Source organism: Salinispora pacifica DSM 45544 (genome assembly GCF_000378845.1).
Classification (GTDB): Bacteria; Actinomycetota; Actinomycetes; order Mycobacteriales; family Micromonosporaceae; genus Micromonospora; species Micromonospora pacifica.
Genome location: NZ_KB905359.1, coordinates 1,954,482 through 1,971,447 on the forward strand (window position 1 = coordinate 1,954,482; position 16,966 = coordinate 1,971,447).

Here is a 16,966-nt window from a genome sequence, read left to right on the forward strand (position 1 = left end):
GAGGCGCATGTCGGTAATGGCGTTGACGGCCTCGGGCGGCGGTACACCGGATGAGGCTGCGGCACCAGCCGCATCGCTCGACCAAGCCGAAATCGCCCAGCCGCCCGGTCCGGCCGCGCCCACGCGCCGCCCTCCGGGTTGTCGTACCGGCCAGGGAGGCGCCCTCATGGAGATTCGCATTCTCGGACCCGTCAGGGTCTGCTCCGGCACCACCGACATCAGCCTCAAAGGCTCCAAACAGCGGACGTTCCTGGCCGCCCTGCTCCTCGCCGGTGAACGGGTTCTGCCCGACAGCACCCTCGGCGAGATGCTCTGGGGCAGCCGGCCGCCCGCGACCTATCAGGCCCAGATCTACACGTACGCCTCCCAGCTGCGCCGGCAGCTCGGCCAGGCCGTCCACATCGCCCGGCAGGGCGCCGGCTACTTCCTCACGATTGGCTCCGCCTGGTTCGATTACCGAGAGTTTCAACGACAGTACAGGGCGGGCCGGGCAGCGTTGCAGAGCGGGCAATTCGAGCGCTCCGCCGATCTGCTGCGCGCCGCGCTCGACCTGTGGCGCGGTCCCGCGCTCGCCGACGTGTCGGCCCCGCTGACCGAGCGCGAGCGACCGGGCCTCGATGAGGTCCGCATGGAGGCGCTCGCGGCCCGCATCGACGCCGATCTCGCGCTCGGCCGGCACCGGGAGATCGTCCCGGAGCTGATCAGCCTGGTCGGCGCGCACCCGCTGAGAGAGCGCTTCCGAGCCCAGCTCATGACCGGCCTGCACCGCTCGGACCGGCAGGCCGAGGCATTCGATCTGTACTACCAGGGGTCCCGGTTGCTCCTGGAGGAGTTGGGCGTCGATCCGAGCCCGACCCTGCGCTCCGCGTACGAACTCCTGCTCCGCGTCGGCGAGGAGGCCACCGCGGATGTGCCCGCCGCCCCGCAGCCCGAGCGCATCGAGGCCGCCCCGCCGGTCCCGGCCATGCTCCCGGCCGACACGTACGACTTCGTGGGCTACCCCGACGCGCTGCGAGCGGCGGCTCGCCTGCTGCGCCGCCACTCGGGTGACCAGCCGCAGCACTCGACGCTCGCGGTGACCGGCATGGGTGGCGTTGGCAAGACCACCCTCGCCGTACACGCCGCCCACATGTGCGCCGCCGACTTCCCGGACGGCCAGCTCTTCCTGGATCTACAGGGGAGCAGTCATCTGCCGGTTCGACCGGAGGACGCGCTCAGTGTCCTGCTGCGCGCGCTCGGTGCCGCCGAGCCGCTCCCCCGGTCCATGGAGGAACGCATGCATCTGTACCGCAGCCTGCTCGCCAGCCGGCGGGTGCTCGTGGTGCTCGACGACGCCGCCGGGGCGGACCAGATCCGCCCGTTGCTGCCCGGCGGTCCCATGTGCCGGACGATCGTGACGTCGCGACTCTTCCTCAGCACGGCGGCCGGGCAGCACATGGTCTCGCTCAAGCCGTTCACCCCGGCGCAGGCGCTCGACCTGCTGGGCCGGATCGCCGGGGCCGAACGAATCGACACCGAGCCCGAGGCCGCGCGGCGCATCGTGCAGGCGTGCGGGTCGCTCGCTCTCGCCGTACGGATAGCGGGTATCAGACTGGCCAGCCGGCCGCACTGGTCCGTGGCCCAACTGGCGGAGCGCCTGGCCGGCGGCGCCGGAGGGCTGGCCGAGTTCCGGGCCGGTGACCTCGACCTGCGCGCCAGTCTCGACCGCAGCTTCCAGCGCCTGAACGCCATCCACCGCCTCGCCCTGCTGCGGCTGGCCACGGCCGGCATGGAGTCGTTCCCGGCCGCCGCTGTGGCCACGCTGCTCGGGTGCGACGAGCCGGAGGCCGAGCAAATCGCCGAGGCCCTGGTGGATCAGCGGATGCTGGAGCTGGCCGACCTCGACGACACCGGCGTGTTCGCCTACCAGGTGCACCCGCTCGTCGGGCTGTTGGCCTTCGAGCGCCTGCAGAACGCGACGTCCTCCCAGCCCGCCCTCGCCGCCCTGGTGCCGCGCCCCCGGATCGCCCAAAGCAACTCGGGAGCGTACACGGCAGCAGAAAGCGGAGGCGACCGGCGGGCCGGTGCCCGAGGCGGCACCGGCCCGCCTGGTCAGCCGTACCGCTTGAGCTCGTCGAAGAAGTCGACGATCTCGTGCAACACCCCCTGGCCCGCCAGCTCGTCGTAGACGAAGCGGGCCAGGGCGAGGTCGAGGATGCCCAGCCCGAACGGTGAGAAGATCACCGGCCGGTCCGCGGGCACCTCGACCTCGTCCGTCATCACGTCGTAGAGGGTTCCGGCGATGAAGTCCCGGTTGCCCGCCAACTGCTCGGCGAGGTGCGGGGAGGTGGCCGCCTTCAGGCAGTGGTCGACGTCGTCCACCACGTTGAACGCGGACAGGATGATCTCCGGCGCCAGGTCCCGCAGCGAGACGTGCAGCACCAGCGGGTTGTGGGCGAGAAGCCCGGGGTCGGTGACGTGCGGACTGCCGGCCACGGTCGCGAATACCACGAGGTCGCTTTCGCGGATCAGCGAATCGGCGTCGTCGTGGAATCGGGCCGGACCCGAGCGGGACCGCTCGAGGTAGCCGCAGAACCGCTCGGCGTTGTCCCGCGCGGTGTCGAAGATGCCCACCTCGTCGAACATGAAGCCGTTGCGGGTCAGGTAGGTGTGGATGTACCGGGCGATGAGCCCGGTGCCCACGAACCCGGCCCGCCGCGGGCGCATCCCGCGGCGGGCGCTCAGCTTGAGCGCGGCCAGCGCCGCGGAGGCCGCCGTCCGCGCCGCGCTGATAATCGATCCCTCGATGCACGCGAACGGGAAACCGGTCTCCGGATCGTTGAGAACGGTGATTGCCGAGGCGCGCGGGATCCCGTGCTCGATGTTTCCGGGGAAGCTCGAAATCCACTTGATGCCATGCACGTTCACGTGACCGCTGACCGAGGCCGGCAGGGCAATGATGCGGTCGGCCGGGCGCTGCGGGAACTTCAGGAAGTACGAGTCCGGGTTGATCGTCTGTCGCTCGCCGTGCAGCCGGTACGCGGACTCGACGATGTGGGTGACGATGTCCTCGCGGCCCTGCAGGACGCCACGGACCTGTACCCCGGACACGACGGCGAAGCTCGGCGGCTGGGTCATCACTGCTGCCCCGCCGAGGCGTTCACAGCGGCGACGGACCCGGTCGCGTCCGCAACCGGGACCCGGCCTTCCGGCGCCGGTTGCGGCCGCCGGTCACCCCCGCGGCCCGGGAAGGCCCAGGCGCTGCGGCCCAGCAGCGAGAGCACCGCCGGCAGCAGCACGCCACGGACCACGGTCACGTCGATCAGCACGGCCACGGCCATGCCGACGCCGAGCATCTTGTACTCGATGGCGGTGAGCGTCACGAAGATACTGAACACCGCGACCATGATCACCGCAGCGCTGGTGACCACGCCGGCACTGCTGGAGATGCCGCGGGTGATGGCTGTCTTCGGGTCCGCTCCGGCCAGCCACCGCTCGCGGATCCGGCTGAGGATGAAGATGTGGTAGTCCATGCTCAATCCGAAGAGGATGACGAACATGAACAGCGGTAGCCAGCTGACCACGCCGTCGTAGCTGGTGAAACCGAGCAACGACGCCAGGTGCCCGTCCTGGAAGCCCCAGACGATGACGCCGTACGCGGCCCCTATGGACATAAGGTTTAACAGGATCGATACCACGGGGATCGTCAGCGAGCGGAACGTGACGGTCAGCAGCAGGAAGGCGAGCACGAGCACCAGGCCGAAGATCCACGGCGTGCGAGCGCTCAGCGTCTCGGCGAAGTCGTGCGCCACAGCGGTGTCACCAGCCACGGCCACCTCGACGCCGTCGACCGCGCCGACGGTCTGCGGCAGCAGGTCCTCGCGCAGCGCGGCCAGGGAGCGGTTCGAGACCTCGTCGGTGCCGGTGCCGGCCAGCGGGACCTTGACGATGAGCGCGTCGCCGACCTTGGCGGTGGAGAGCGTGGTGCCGAACTCGTCTGGGCGCGCGACCACTTCCGAGCCGAGGCGCCGCACCGCGGCCTCGACGGCCGGGCTGTCGACCTGCTCGCCCCAGATGACGACCTGTGCCGGGCTCGGGCCGCCGGGGAACGCCTCCTCGATGCGGGCCACCGCGTCAACGGCGGGCAGGCTGCGCGGCAGGCTGTCGGTCAGGGACGGATCCCGCAGCTTGAGGTGCGCCGCCGGAGCCGCCAGGCAGAACAGCAGCAGCGTGGCCAGGGCGCCCCACAGCAGCGGCTGCCTGATGGCGGCACCGGAGACCCGCGACCACACCTTGGAGTCCCCGGCATCGGTGCGCCGGCGGCCGAGCCAGGGCAGCCGTCCCCTGTCCACCCGGTGACCGAGCAGCGCGAGCAGCGCCGGCAGCACCGTCACCGAGCCGAGCACGGCGAGTCCGACGACCAGGATGGTGCCGACCGCGACGCCGTTGAACACGTCCAGGCCGGACAGGAAGAGACCGGCGAGGCAGAACATCACGGTGAAGCCGGAGACGACCACGGCGTGCCCGGAGGTACGGGCCGTGACGCGCAGGGCCTCCTGCACGCTCTTGCCCGCGTGCCGTTCCTCGCGCTCGCGCCGCAGGTAGAACAGCGAGTAGTCGATCCCGACGGCCATGCCGATCAGCAGCACCATGGACGCGACCGTGCTGTTGATCGGCATCCAGTGGCCGATCGCCTGCAACAGGCCGAGGGTCGCGAGCACCGCGGTGAGCGAGAGCAGCAGCGGAATCCCGGCGGCGACGAGCGCACCGAAGACAATCAACAGGATCACGATCGTGACCGGCAGCGTGATGATCTCCGCGCGCCGGAAGTCGTCGTCGTAGGCACCGTTGGCCGCGGCCGTGATGCTCATGTCACCGGCCTGCAGTACCCGGACGTCCGAGTGGCGCTCCCCGACCTGCTCGATCGCGGCGGCGGACTGGTCGAAGTTCTTGGGGATATCCTCCACTGGCGTGGCGATCTGGAAGGAGACCAGGCCCGACCGCCCGTCCGCGGAGACCAGCTGGGTGGCGCCGGCGTCGAGCGGGGAGCGGATGTCGGTGACCTGCCCGGTGAGCCCACGCAGGGTGGTGACGACGTCCTCGGCTGCCGCCCGGACCGCCGGGTCGGTGAAGGGCTGGCCGTTCTTGCCCTGGATGAGGACGTTCTCGCGGACCACCTCGTCGGCCCGCTCGGCCCGGATGACCTGCTGGGCGCGGCCGGCCTCGCCCGGGTCGGTGGTGCGGGCCTCGTCGCCGGTCACGAGCACGCCGGCCAGCAGGCCGATGAGCACGACGGCGAACCAGCCGCCGATGGCCAGGGCGCGGTGGTGCACGGACCAGACCACTATCCGCTCCACGAGCGGTGAGCGCCGGGACCGTGGCGTGCTGACGGGGTCGTTCGAGCTGGTCATGCAGGCAACCTTCCTCGAGGACGGGGGAGGGCGGGCAGCGCCGGACAAATCCGGGCAGGGGGCATCGACGGCCAGGTCCCGAAGAGTGAGAGGCCGTTGTGGACGGTGACGTGGTCAGTGACTCGGGAGACCGAGGGCCGGCGATCGGTGATACGCCGGCCCTCGGCGCCTCCCTACTCGACGTCCTTGAGGATCCGCTCGAAGGAGTCGAGCCTCCCGCGCATCTCCTGCAGCTGAGAGTTGATCTCGGACAGGGTATGGTCGTTCCGGTCCTGGGCGGCGACCGCGCCCTCGGCGAGTTCGCGGTACTCGCGCTCGCGCACGAGCTGAGCCTTGGCCCGGGTGGTGGCGGAGCGGTGCCAGATGAGCACGGTCACCACGGCGGTGACCAGGATGAACAGTCCGATGATGGCCGCGACGGCCGGCCAGGTGTAGTCGTCCGCTGTGGGCTGGTACTCCATTACCCGTTTCCCTTCTCCGCCTGTCCGGGCTCCTCGGTCAGGCCACTGATTGTCTTTGCTGCTTCGGCGATCATGGCCGGGGTCAGGTGCAAAGAGAAGTCGGTGACTTCGTAGAACTTCATCGCCTTGCCCTCGTCGGACAACTTGAGCGTCGAGGTGACCAGGCCAGCGCTCTCCAGCTTGCGCAGGTGCACCTGCAGGAGCGGACGGCTGATCTCGAGCTCGCGGGCGAGCTCGCTGACGTACGTGGTGCGTTTGACCAGGGCGGCGATGACGCGCAGGCGATGCGGATTACCCAGGGCCGTCAAGGCCCGGAGCAGGCCGTCGCCGGTCACTGCCTCCGTGTCCATGCAGACTTCCTTGGGCTCATGCCAAGGAATTATTGCACATGCCAGCCTTGGCTGCGATACCCCCGACTCCCTCGATCGCCGGCCTCGCGGGGAGCCGGGTCAAGGCCGCGGCACCGGCGGGGGCGGGAGCGGAGGCGGGGGGCGGGCAATGTCGTCACAGAAGGCTCTCTCCGGAAAAAGAACCAACGGTTCGGTTCTAGCGGTCAGGGCGATGAGCGACCTATATGTGGCCTATTTATTCGGGCACGGGCAAATCGAATTTCGGGCACGGCCGGGCCGCCCGCGCCGGTGTTAGCGTCTGCCGACCTCATCGACCAGCAGCGACAGGATGAAGCCATGTCCGTCCACAGCAGCACCGCCCTGCCGACCGGCAGCGCCCTGGCCGACATCGCCGCCCGGGTCGCCGAGATCTGGCCCGAACACGCCGTCTTCCTGGAACAACGCTTCGCCGGGGAGTCCCACGAGCAGCTCGATGCAGCCGAGGCGGTGGCTCGCCGGATCGCCGTACTGGCTGCCGGGCGCCTCGATGAGGTAATCGCGGGATACCGCTGGGCGTGCCGCCGGCTGACCGGCGAGCAATTGTTCTTCCGCCGCCACGGCCGCTATCGCTTCACCACGGTGGACCAGGTCCGCGAATCGGGGATCCTGGACGACCCGTACATGACCTATTACCAGCACGGATTGCTGTTGTCGCACATTCTGTGGACCAACCACGCCCGGGTCGGCGAGGTCTACCAGAGCGAGTTCCTGGGGCGTCGCGGGGACCGGGACCGGCTGCTGGAGGTGGGCCCGGGCCACGGCCTGCTGCTGTCGCTGGCCGCCGAGCACGTGCGCGGCGAGGTGGCAGGCTGGGACATCAGCGAATCCGCGCTGCGGCACACCCGACACAACCTGGAGGCCCTGGGTGTGCACGACGCGTCACTGGTGTGCCACGACATCCGCAGGGGACCGCTCGACGGCACCTTCGACCTCGTGGTGGCCAGCGAAGTGCTCGAGCACGTGGAGGACCCGGCGGGCGTGCTGACGTCGCTGCTGGGGCTGATGGGCGAGGGGGGCCGCATCTTCCTCAACGTGCCCATCAACAGCCCCTCCCCCGACCACATCTATCTGTGGCGCACCCCGGAGGAGTTCTTCGCCTTCGTCCGCGGGTGCGGGGTGCGGCCGCTGAGCACCTACACTTTCCCGATGACCGGGCACAGCGAGCAGCGGGCCCGCGACGAGCAGCTGACCATCTCCTGCGTGATGATCGGCGAGGCGGCGAACTGATCCGGGTACGACGAAGGGGGCGTCGCCGCGGCGACGTTCCCTTCTCGCGTGGCGGTCCTCAGGCCCGGGCGGCGGACTCCCGCAGCAACTCCTCGGTCAGGGCATCCACGGTCGGGTGGTCCCACATGAGGTTCGGGTCGAGCTCGAAGCCCACGTGGTTCTCCAGCTCGACCATCATGGACACCGCGGTCACCGAGTCCAGCCCGTACGACGACAGCGGCGCGCCCGGATCGATGTCCGCCGGCTCCCGTTGTACGAAGGAGGCAGCGCACCGGCGCACCCAGGCGCACAACTCGTCCCGCGCAGCATCAATCGCGTCAGACACAGCAGTTTCTCCCGTCACAGTCGGTCGGAGTAGAGGGAAACGAGCTCGCCGGCCAGGTACAGCTGCCGCATCTCGGCGCGCTGAATCTTGCCGCTGGTGGTCCGCCGCGTGGTGCCGGTCCGGAGCAGGACGACCGCTCCAGCCCGGACGCCGAACTCGCGGCTGACGGTGTGCCGCATCGCCGCGGCCAGCACGGCCAGGGCCTCACCACGGACGCCACGGACCTCGTGGGTCAGCACCACCTCCTCGACCTGCTCGTGCGCGTCGTCGAGGCTCGGGGCACTGAACACGGCACCCACTCCCCCGGCGAGTTCCGGGTGGTGGGCGCGTAGCTCGTGCTCGATGTCGTGCGGGTACAGGTTACGGCCGTTGACAATCAACATCTCCTTGAGCCGCCCGACGACGTACAGCTCATCGTCCTCGATCGCGCACAGGTCACCCGTACGCAGAAAACCGTGCTCGCCCTCGGCGGTGACCGCCTGGAAGGTCCGCAGGGTGGCCTCCTCGCGCCCCCAGTACCCGGGCGACTGGCTGGGCCCACGCAGCCAGAGCTCGCCGACCCGGCCCGGCGCCACGGACGCACCCGTGTCCGGGTCGACGAGGCGCAGGTCGTACCCGCCGGGCCGGCCACAGCTGACAACGTTGCGGATGGGGCGCCCCTCGCGGGCGTCGGCGAACTCGCCGCGCTCCAGCCGCTCGGCGTCGACGGCCCGGATCAGCGGCGGCCGGTCGCCCCGCGTGGACACGTAGACGACCGCCTCGGCCAGGCCGTACGACGGGCTGAACGCCGTCTCCCGGAAGCCCGTACCGGCGAAGCGCTTGGCGAAGGCCGCCATCACCGACGGCTGAATCGGCTCGGAGCCGTTGATCGCGTAGCGCCACCGCGACAGGTCCAGGTCCTCGAGTTGCTCGTCGGTCACCTTGCGGGCGCACAGGTCGTAGCCGAAGTTCGGACCGAACGAGATGCCAAGACCGAAACGGTCGATCAGCCGCAGCCACGACACCGGGCGGCGCAGGAACGACATCGGGTCGAGCAGGACCGAGTTGCCGCCCACCATCAGCGGTGGCAGGAGTTGCGCGCTGAGCCCCATGTCGTGGTAGAGCGGGAGCCAGCCGCCGGAGCGCAACTCCGGCGTGAGACCCACCGCGGCCACGTAGCCGGCCATGTTGGCCAGCAGGTTGCCGTGGGTGAGGATGACGCCCTTGGAGTCGCCGGTGGACCCGGAGGTGTACTGCAGCAGGGCGACGGTCTCGCGCCCGAGCGCCGGGGCGGCCCAGGTGTCCGGATCTGCGGCGACGGCGACATCGGTCGCCACCACCGGGGCGTCCACCCCGTCCTCGCCGGCCGCCCAGCCGGTCGCCTCCGCGAAGTTCGCCTCGTCGGTGAACACGGCCGCCACCAGCGCGTCGGTCGCGATGGCCCGGAGCCGGCGGCGCTGGTGCTGGAACCGGCCGGGCAGCGGCGCCGGGACGGCAATCACTCCGGCGTACAGGCAGCCCAGGAACGCGGCCACAAACGGCAGTCCCACCGGATAGAGCAGCAGGATCCGGCTACCCTCCGGCGCGAGCTGCCGGATGTGGACGGCCACCCGCCGCGCTTCCCGGTCCAGCTGCCCGTAGGTCCACGACCGGAACCCGTCCGCGGTGTCCACGTCGATCACGTGCACGACGGCCTGGCCGTCGGGCGTCGCGCCGGCACGTTCGCGGAACAGGCTCACCAGGTCGGGCGCTGTCGTCAGGTCACTCATCCGTTCGCCTCCTGTCCGTCCCGGCGCCCCGGCGCGAGAACGTCGTCGAAGTCCACCGTCAGCACGTCCGGTCCGCGTAGGCTCAGGTTCGGCTTGTACGAGACTCCGCCCGCGCGCAGCCGTGGCTCCCGCAGCCGGGCGGCCACCGCGCTAAGGGCGATCTGCGCCTCCAGTCGGGCCAGCCCCGCGCCCAGGCAGAAGTGCGCCCCGGCCGAGAAGGCCAGGTGCGGCACCGGGCTGCGGCGCCGAATGTCGAACCGGTCGGGATCCGGGTATACCGCAGGGTCCCGGTTCGCGGCGCCGAGCAGCAGCACGACCATGTCGCCGGCCCGCACGTCGGCGGCGCCGAGCCGGGTGTCGTGCTTGGCGACCCGGCTGGTGATCTGCACCGGCGCGTCGTAGCGCAGCACCTCATCGACCGTCGCGGCAGCCAGCCCGGGCTCGGCCCGCAGGTCCGCGAGCTGCTCCGGGTGGCGCAGCAGGGCAAGCACCCCGTTGGCGATGAGATTGACGGTCGTCTCATGGCCCGCGTTGATCAGCAGGATGCACGTCGCGAGGATGTCGCTGCTGTCGAGCCGCTCGCTGGCGTCCTCGACGGCGACCAACTGCGACACCAGGTCCGCGCGCGGCGAGCGGCGGCGGTCGGCGATCAGGGCCTGGAAGTACGCGATGAAGCCCGCCCGCGCCCGCGCCGCCTCGGTGGAGGTCGTGGTGCTCACCAACCCGGGGATCGGCGGTTCCAGGGCCTCGGACAGCCGGGCCGACCAGTGCTGCACGAGGTGGTGGTCCTCCGCCGGCACTCCGAGCACCTCGCAGATGATGCGCAGCGGCAGGGGGTACGCCAGGTCGGCCACCACCTCCATCGAGCCCCGGGCCGCGGCCGCCGTCAGCAGGTCGTCGGTCGTCCGGCGGATGTGCGGCTCCATCGTGGCCACGACGCGGGGGGTGAACACCTTGCTGACCAGCCGCCGCAGCCGGGTGTGGTCGGGCGGGTCCAGGTGCAGGAAGTTACGGGTACGCGGCCCGCGCGCGGCCGGTGCCAGCGTGGCCCGCTGCCGCTCGCTGCTCATGCCGGGGTCGCGCAGCACGGCCGAGCACGTGGCGTGCGTGCCCGCCACGACCAGGCCGGGCAGTGCGACGTAGGGGGAGGCCTGCCGCATCCGGTGCAGCACCGGGTACGGGTCCTCGCGCCCCATCCGGTCGGCGAGCTGAATGATGTCCTCGGCGGCGGACCCGGCCCGCGCGGTCATGCGGGGTTCCCCTGCCGCCCGGTGGCCGCCGCGGCCATTGCGGCATCGTCCGCCAGCTCCCGCAGCCGGGTGTGCGCGGTCTCCAGCAGCCGGGTCGCCTCGGCCTCGGTGAACGCGTCGGTCCGGTAGTTGAGCATCAGCCGCAGCTCCTTCCCGGGCACCGCCGCGAAGCGCAGCGGATACTGCGTGCCCTCGTCGGCGGTGACGGCCCGGACGGTCAGGTCGCGCACCCGGGCGTCAACGTCGGCCGCCGTCACGTCGTGGTCGAGCGTGAGCGTGGTGGTGTCGAACAGGTCCCGCAGCCCGCAGGCGCGCTGGATGTCGGCGAGCCCGAGGTACTGGTAGGGCAGCAGCTCGGCCTGTTCCCGCTGGATCCGGCGCAGCAGGTCGAGGACCGGCTCGCCCGAACGCAGGTTGACGCGTACGGGCACGGTGTTGGTCAGCAGCCCGACCATCGTCTCCACGCCCGGCACCCGGGGGTCGCGCCCCGACACCGACGTCCCGAACACCACGTCCCAGGAGCCGGTCAGCTCGGCCAATGTCCGGGCCCACAGCCCCTCCACCACGGTGTGCAGGGTGAGGCCGTGCCGGCGCAGCGCGGCGGTGACCCGCCCGGTCTCGGCGGTCGTGAGCTTGCGGACGACGCGGCGCTGCGGGGCGGTCGCCTCCACGGCGACCCAGGGTGCGGCCAGCGTCGGGCCGGTGAGCCCGTCGAGCGCCTGGTGCCACGCCTTGCCGGCGCGGTCCCGGTCCTGTGCGCCGAGCCACGCGAGGTAGCCGCCGTAGTCCGGGGCGGGGGCGAGCGCGGTGCCGTCGTACGCGTCGAACAGCTCGCCCACCACGATCGCCGTTGACCACGCGTCGACCACGATGTGATGACCGGTCAGCACGACGCGGTGCGCGCCGGCGCCGAGCGGCAGCACCGACATCCGCAACAGGGGCGGCTGCGCGAGGTCGAACCCGCGCCTGACGTCGCCCTCGGCGCCGGTGTCCAGGGGTGCGACCTCGGGCGTACGCACCACGACCTGCACCGGCTCGGCCAGCTCGTCGAGCAGGAAGCCGGTCCGCAGCGCGGCGTGCCGCTCTAGCACCGTGGTCAGGGCCCGGCCCAGCCGCGCGGTGTCGAGCGGGCCCTCCAGGTCGAGAACCAGCTGGGCGTGGTAGATGTCGGCGTCGCCGGCGAGCACCGAGTGCAGCAGGAACCCGGTCTGCAGCGGCGACACCGGCAGCACGCGTTCCAGCCCGGGATAGCGTCGGCGCAGGTCGGCGAGGATCTCCGCCGGTACGTTCACATCCGCGGTGACCTCGGGCAGCGCCACGGCGGAGACCGGGCTCGCGACGGCGGCCAGGCCCGCCGGGCTCAGCTCGGTGAAGACGTCGTGGGCGCTGATCTCGAGGCCGGCCTCGCGGGCCCGAGTCACGAGCCGGGTCACCATGATGCTGTTGCCACCCAGGTCGAAGAAGCGGTCGTCGGCGCCCACCCGGGGCAGGCCGAGCACCTCGGCGTACACCTGGCAGAGCGTGCGCTCGGCCGCGGACGCCGCCGCCCGGTCCCCGGCCGTGGCGGCGAGGTCGGGGGCTGGCAGCGCGGCCCGGTCGAGCTTGCCGTGCACACCCAGCGGCAGCTCGGGCAGCACCACCACGGCGGACGGCACCATCGCGGGCGGCAGCCAGTCCCCGGCCGCGCGGCGCAGGGCGAGCGGGTCGACGTCGGCACCAGGCGCGGGGACGACGTACGCGACCAGCCGCTTCTCCCCCGGCTCGTCCTCACGCACCACCGCCACGACCGTCCCGACGCTCCGGTCCCGGGCCAGCACCTGCTGGATTTCGCCGAGCTCCATGCGTACGCCCCGGATCTTGGCCTGCTGGTCGGCGCGGCCGAGGAACTCCAGGTTGCCGTCGGCGAGGCGGCGCACGAGATCGCCGCTGCGGTACATGCGCTGCCCCGGCGTCCCGAAGGGGCAGGGCAGGAACCGCTCGGCGGTCAGCCCGGCCAGGCCCCGGTAGCCACGGGCCAGTCCGACACCTGCGAGGTAGAGCTCGCCCACGGTTCCCGGGGGCACCGGTTGCAGGCTGTCATCGAGGACGTACACCTGGGTGTTGCGTATGGGCCGGCCGATCGGCGGGGACACCGCCGCACGGATCGGGTCGGTCGCGGTGGAGACGATGGACGCCTCGGTGACGCCGTACCCGTGGATCATCCGGCGGTCGGCCGACCACCAGGCGACGGTGGGCGCGTCGACCGGGTCGCCGCCGGTCACCAGGGTGCGCAGGGTGGGCAGGTCGGCGCGGCCGAGGGCGGTCGCGACTACGGCGGGCCAGACGCTGTGGGTGATGCGGTGGCGGCGGGCGTACGCGACGAGGTCCTCGCCGACGGCCAGCCGCTCGGCGGGCATCAGCACCAGGCAGGCGCCGGAGAGCAGCGTGCACCAGATGTCGAGGGCGGCGACGTCGAAGCTGGGCGACACGAATTGTAGGAACCGGTCGCCCGGCCCGATCGCCATCCGGTCGACGTGGTCGAGCGCCACGTTGACCAGCCCGGCGTGGGTCAGCAACGCTCCCTTGGGCAGACCCGTCGAGCCCGAGGTGTAGATCGTGTACGCACAGTGGGCCGGGTCGATCGGCACGGTCCGCTCGGCGTCGGTCACGTCGGTCGGGTGCTGGCGCGCGATCGCCGCCGCCACGACGGGCTCGTCCAGAACCACCGTCCGCCCGCCGCCCGGCAGCCGCAACGCGGTCGCCGAGTCGGTCAGGGCACACTGCGGGGCGGCGTCGCCAAGGATGTACGCCAGCCGCCGCGCCGGGTACGCCAGGTCCACCGGCAGGTACGCGGCCCCGGCCTTCAGCACCGCGAGCATCGCCACCAGGTACCCGGTGCCCTGCGGCAGCCCGAGCGCGACGAACGACTCCGGTCCCACCCCGAGGCTGAGCAGATGACGCGCCAGCCGGTTCGCACGGGCGTTGAGCTCGGCGTAGGTCAGGGTACCGTCGTCGCCCGTCACGGCCGGGGCGTCCGGGGTGGCCGCCGCGCGGGCCTCGAACAACCGCGGCACGGTCGCCGGCCGGGGCAGCGGCGCGGCCGTGGCGTTCTCCTCGGCCAGAAGGATCCGGCGCTCGGCCCCGGAGAGCAGGTCGAACGAGCTCAGCGCGGCGTCCGGGGCGGCGGCGAGTGCGCTCAGCAGGCGCAGGAACCGGTCGAGGTGGTCCCGCAGCGTCGACAGGTCGTACGCGTGCGGGTTGGCGTCCAGCAGGATCGCGGTCCCGCCGCCGGGCGCCCCGCGCCGTACCTCGATCGAAACGTCCAGCGCCGACGGGCTGGCCACGGTGTGCACGGGCACGTCGCGCCCGCCGAGCTCGACGCGCTCCTCGAACGACATGACGTTGACCATCGCGCCGAGCAGGCCGCCGCGGCGGGCGTCCAGACCCAGGTCGCGGTGCAGGTCCTCGTGCCGGTAGTGCTGGTGGCGCACCATCTCGCGCAGCCGCCGGGAGACCTGCGGGGCGAGGCTGAGCAGGCTGTCGCCCGGGCGCACCCGCAGGCGCAGCGGCAGGGTGTTGGCGACCATGCAGGGCGTGCGCCGGGCGGCGGCCGTCGTGCGCGCGATCAGGGGCAGCGCCACGATCACGTCGGTGTCGCCGGTCGCGCGGTGCAGGTAGGCGACGGCCGCCGTGATCACGACGGCCACGCTGTCCGCGCCGGCGGCCGCCGCGGCGGCGTCGAGCCGAGCGACCTCGGCAGCCGGGACCGTGCCGGTGACCCGCACCCGGCCGGTGCCGCGGTGGCCCGGGGCGGGCGGCGGGGCCAGCCGGGTGGGCGCGGGCCGGTCGGCGAAGCGCTCCTGCCAGTACGCCCGGTCGGCCGCGAAGCCCGCCGACTCCCGGTAGGCGGTGTCCTCGGCGAGCACGTCGGCCAGGCAGCCGAAGCGGGCCGGGCCGGCGGGCGCGCCCGCCGACTCCGCCGCGTACAGCGCGCTGAGCCGCCGGGTGAGCTGCGCGATGCCGAACCCGTCCAGCAGGACGTGGTGGAACCGCTGGTAGTAGAGGTAGCGGTCCTCGCCGGTGCGGATCAGGGCCCACGCGGCGAGCACCGTGCCCTCGACGGTCGTGGGCTCGGCGGCGTCGGCGGCCATCCAGGCGCGGGCCGCGGCGTCCGGGTCCGGCCCGCCGGTGAGGTCCAGCAGCGGGAGGTCCACGCCGGGGTCCTCGGCCACGACCTGCCAGAGCCGGTCGTCGTGCTCCTCCACCGTGGTCACGCGCATGACCTCGGCCTCGGCGCGCAGCCGGCGCCACGCCGCCCGGAACGCGTCCGGGTCGAGGCCGCCGTCGATGTCGAGGTAGCCGGCCATGACGAAGTGGCGGGCGCCCGGGTCGCCGAGATACGCGTGCCACACCACAGCCTGCGCGGGCGAGAGGGGGAGCAGCCGGTGGTCAGGCAACGTCGGCTCCTTCCGCGACCGGAGCGGCGGAGGGATCGAGGACGCCCGTCAGCAGCCGGGCCAGCCGGGCGGGGTCGCTGTCGAGATAGAAGTGACCGCCGGGAACGCTGTACGCGGTGTAGGCGCCCATCGTGTGCGGGGCCCAGCGGGCGGCGTCGGCGGCCGACACCGTGCTGTCCTGCTCGCCGACGATCGAGACGATCGGGCAGGTCAGCGGCGCGCCGGGGACGTACGTGTAGGCGCGCACCAGGTTCAGGTCGTGGCGTAGCGGCGGGGCGATCAGCTCCCAGACCGCGTCGTCGTGCACGATCCCCGCCCCGGCCCCGCCAAGCCGCCGCACGTAGTCGCGCAGTTGGGCGTCGGTGGCCGGCAGCCCGGCCGGCGGCGTGCCGGGCGCTTTGCGCGCGGACACGATCAGCGCTGTCAGCGGCGTCGGGAAGCGCGGGGTCAGCCGGCGCGCGGTCTCGTAGGCCACGATCGCGCCCATGCTGTGGCCGAAGAACGCGGTCGGGCGGTCCAGCTCGTCCTGGACCAGCGCGGCGATCCGGTCGGCCAGCTCGGCGATCGACGCGACGAACGGCTCGCCGCAGCGGTCCTGCCGGCCCGGGTACTGCACGGCCACGACCTCGACCGAGGCGGGCATCAGCTCGGCCCACCCCCGGTACGAGTTGGCCGCGCCGCCGGCGTGCGGGAAGCAGATCAGCCGGCGGCGGGCCGCGCCGCGCCGGGCGGGCAGGGGCCGGAGCCAGCTGAAGGACGATGCCACGTCACACCGCCCGCTGTTCCGTGGGCGGCGTGTATGCCTCCGCCATCGCCACCGCGATGCGCCGCCTGCCGGTGAACGGCTCGCGCCCGTGGGCGGCGGCCATGTTGTCGACGACCAGCATGTCGCCCTCTCGCCAGTCGAAGCGCACCGAGGCGGCCCGGTAGCGGTCACGCAGGTGGCCCACCACATCGTCGGGGATGCGGCCACCGTCGCCGTAGTAGGTGTTGCTCGGCAGCCGGTCCTCGCCGCCGAACAGCTCGAGCAGGCCCTCACGCACCTCGGCCGGCAGCGTGGTGTGGTGGAAGAACGTGATGTGGTTGAACCACACGGGCAATCCGGTGTCCGGGTGCCGGTGGACGGCGTCGCGCACGGTACGCGTCCGCAGCCCGTCGCCGCCGATCCACTCGAAGGTGAGATCCTTGCCGCGGCAGTACGCCTCCACGGCCGCCCGGTCCTCGGTGTTGAAGATGTAGCGCCAGGACGAGCCGAACTCCTCGTGGAAGTTGCGGACCACCATCCACTTGCGGCGTTTGAACTCCTCGCGCACCGACGGGTCGATCGACTCGTACACCTGACGGATGTCGGCCAGCGGGGTGGCGCCCTGGGTCAGCGGCGCGATGTCGCAGTAGAAGAAGAGCAGGCGCGGCCAGGACGCCTGGTACGAGTTCTCGTTGTGCAGGAAGATCTCCTCGTCCGGCGGATAGTCCGTGGAGGTGTAGATGTTCGACTCGATCTCGCTGCGCGGCGACGACCGCTCAGCATAGGTGAGCGGGTCGCCGGAGAACGCGCGGACTGCCTGCCCGAAGCCGTCCACGCCGCCGGCCGGGAAGCCGCGCAGCAGCACCGCGCCGTTCTCGGCCAGCAGCCGGCGGATCCGGGGGCGGTCGGCGGTCACGGCGCTCGCCAGGTCGGGCCCGCCTGGGTCGCCCTCGACGACGGTCGGCAGGGTACGCGGCACAGAGACGGTGTCCATC

General features: G+C 72.1%; 12 protein-coding genes. 2 read left to right on the forward strand and 10 right to left on the reverse strand.

Annotated features, from left to right (window positions below; all coding sequences use genetic code 11):
* Nucleotides 1–166 precede the first annotated feature (166 nt).
* A complete protein-coding gene (locus SALPAC3_RS25545; RefSeq protein WP_018220871.1) occupies nt 167–2,167 on the forward strand; it encodes an AfsR/SARP family transcriptional regulator in 2,001 nt (666 codons plus the stop codon).
* Here the strand turns inward: SALPAC3_RS25545 and sbnB are convergent.
* The 4 genes from sbnB to SALPAC3_RS0108815 all read right to left on the reverse strand — a co-directional run bounded on the left by sbnB (nt 2,092) and on the right by SALPAC3_RS0108815 (nt 6,201).
* On the reverse strand, nt 2,092–3,117 hold the full coding sequence (gene sbnB / locus SALPAC3_RS0108800; RefSeq protein ID WP_018220872.1) for a 2,3-diaminopropionate biosynthesis protein SbnB: 1,026 nt from the start codon (nt 3,115–3,117) through the stop codon (nt 2,092–2,094). The two genes, SALPAC3_RS25545 and sbnB, sit on opposite strands and share 76 nt — an antisense overlap.
* On the reverse strand, nt 3,117–5,390 hold the full coding sequence (locus SALPAC3_RS0108805; RefSeq protein WP_018220873.1) for an MMPL family transporter: 2,274 nt from the start codon (nt 5,388–5,390) through the stop codon (nt 3,117–3,119). The genes sbnB and SALPAC3_RS0108805 overlap by 1 nt, the downstream gene beginning before the upstream one ends.
* Nucleotides 5,391–5,563: 173 nt before the next feature.
* Nucleotides 5,564–5,851: a hypothetical protein gene (locus SALPAC3_RS0108810; protein ID WP_018220874.1), complete on the reverse strand. Its 288-nt coding sequence runs from the start codon at nt 5,849–5,851 to the stop codon at nt 5,564–5,566.
* Nucleotides 5,851–6,201 carry an ArsR/SmtB family transcription factor gene (locus SALPAC3_RS0108815; protein WP_018220875.1) on the reverse strand — a complete coding sequence of 117 codons (351 nt, stop codon included), beginning with the start codon at nt 6,199–6,201 and terminating at the stop codon, nt 5,851–5,853. The genes SALPAC3_RS0108810 and SALPAC3_RS0108815 overlap by 1 nt, the downstream gene beginning before the upstream one ends.
* Before the next feature lie 336 nt (nt 6,202–6,537).
* Between SALPAC3_RS0108815 and SALPAC3_RS0108820 the strand changes: the two genes are divergently transcribed.
* Nucleotides 6,538–7,467 carry a class I SAM-dependent methyltransferase gene (locus SALPAC3_RS0108820; protein WP_018220876.1) on the forward strand — a complete coding sequence of 310 codons (930 nt, stop codon included), beginning with the start codon at nt 6,538–6,540 and terminating at the stop codon, nt 7,465–7,467.
* Nucleotides 7,468–7,525: 58 nt separating this feature from the next.
* On the opposite strand, the gene SALPAC3_RS25550 is transcribed toward SALPAC3_RS0108820, so the two are convergent.
* Genes SALPAC3_RS25550 through SALPAC3_RS0108850 form a run of 6 tightly spaced genes read right to left on the reverse strand, consistent with a single transcriptional unit; the run spans nt 7,526 to nt 16,965 of the window.
* Complete coding sequence (locus tag SALPAC3_RS25550; RefSeq protein WP_018220877.1) at nt 7,526–7,792, reverse strand: acyl carrier protein; 267 nt, start codon at nt 7,790–7,792, stop codon at nt 7,526–7,528.
* 14 nt (nt 7,793–7,806) lie between these two features.
* Nucleotides 7,807–9,540, reverse strand: coding sequence for a fatty acyl-AMP ligase (locus SALPAC3_RS25555; protein WP_018220878.1), 1,734 nt, complete (start codon nt 9,538–9,540; stop codon nt 7,807–7,809).
* Nucleotides 9,537–10,790, reverse strand: a complete 1,254-nt coding sequence (locus SALPAC3_RS0108835; RefSeq protein ID WP_018220879.1) for a cytochrome P450 — start codon at nt 10,788–10,790, stop codon at nt 9,537–9,539. Before SALPAC3_RS0108835 ends, SALPAC3_RS25555 begins: the two co-directional genes overlap by 4 nt.
* Nucleotides 10,787–15,226, reverse strand: a complete 4,440-nt coding sequence (locus SALPAC3_RS25560) for a non-ribosomal peptide synthetase (RefSeq protein ID WP_018220880.1) — start codon at nt 15,224–15,226, stop codon at nt 10,787–10,789. Before SALPAC3_RS25560 ends, SALPAC3_RS0108835 begins: the two co-directional genes overlap by 4 nt.
* On the reverse strand, nt 15,219–15,992 hold the full coding sequence (locus tag SALPAC3_RS0108845) for a thioesterase II family protein (protein WP_018220881.1): 774 nt from the start codon (nt 15,990–15,992) through the stop codon (nt 15,219–15,221). The genes SALPAC3_RS25560 and SALPAC3_RS0108845 overlap by 8 nt, the downstream gene beginning before the upstream one ends.
* 1 nt (nt 15,993) lies before the next feature.
* Nucleotides 15,994–16,965, reverse strand: a complete 972-nt coding sequence (locus tag SALPAC3_RS0108850) for a TauD/TfdA family dioxygenase (RefSeq protein ID WP_018220882.1) — start codon at nt 16,963–16,965, stop codon at nt 15,994–15,996.
* Between the last annotated feature and the right edge of the window lies 1 nt (nt 16,966).

Coding starts and splice junctions, on each gene's coding strand:
- SALPAC3_RS25555 (WP_018220878.1), bottom strand. CDS start 9,540: ATGAGTGACCTGACGACAGCGCCCGACCTGGTGAGCCTGTTCCGCGAA.
- SALPAC3_RS0108815 (WP_018220875.1), bottom strand. CDS start 6,201: ATGGACACGGAGGCAGTGACCGGCGACGGCCTGCTCCGGGCCTTGACG.
- SALPAC3_RS0108820 (WP_018220876.1), top strand. CDS start 6,538: ATGTCCGTCCACAGCAGCACCGCCCTGCCGACCGGCAGCGCCCTGGCC.
- SALPAC3_RS0108850 (WP_018220882.1), bottom strand. CDS start 16,965: ATGGACACCGTCTCTGTGCCGCGTACCCTGCCGACCGTCGTCGAGGGC.
- SALPAC3_RS0108835 (WP_018220879.1), bottom strand. CDS start 10,790: ATGACCGCGCGGGCCGGGTCCGCCGCCGAGGACATCATTCAGCTCGCC.
- SALPAC3_RS25545 (WP_018220871.1), top strand. CDS start 167: ATGGAGATTCGCATTCTCGGACCCGTCAGGGTCTGCTCCGGCACCACC.
- SALPAC3_RS0108805 (WP_018220873.1), bottom strand. CDS start 5,390: ATGACCAGCTCGAACGACCCCGTCAGCACGCCACGGTCCCGGCGCTCA.
- sbnB (WP_018220872.1), bottom strand. CDS start 3,117: ATGACCCAGCCGCCGAGCTTCGCCGTCGTGTCCGGGGTACAGGTCCGT.
- SALPAC3_RS0108810 (WP_018220874.1), bottom strand. CDS start 5,851: ATGGAGTACCAGCCCACAGCGGACGACTACACCTGGCCGGCCGTCGCG.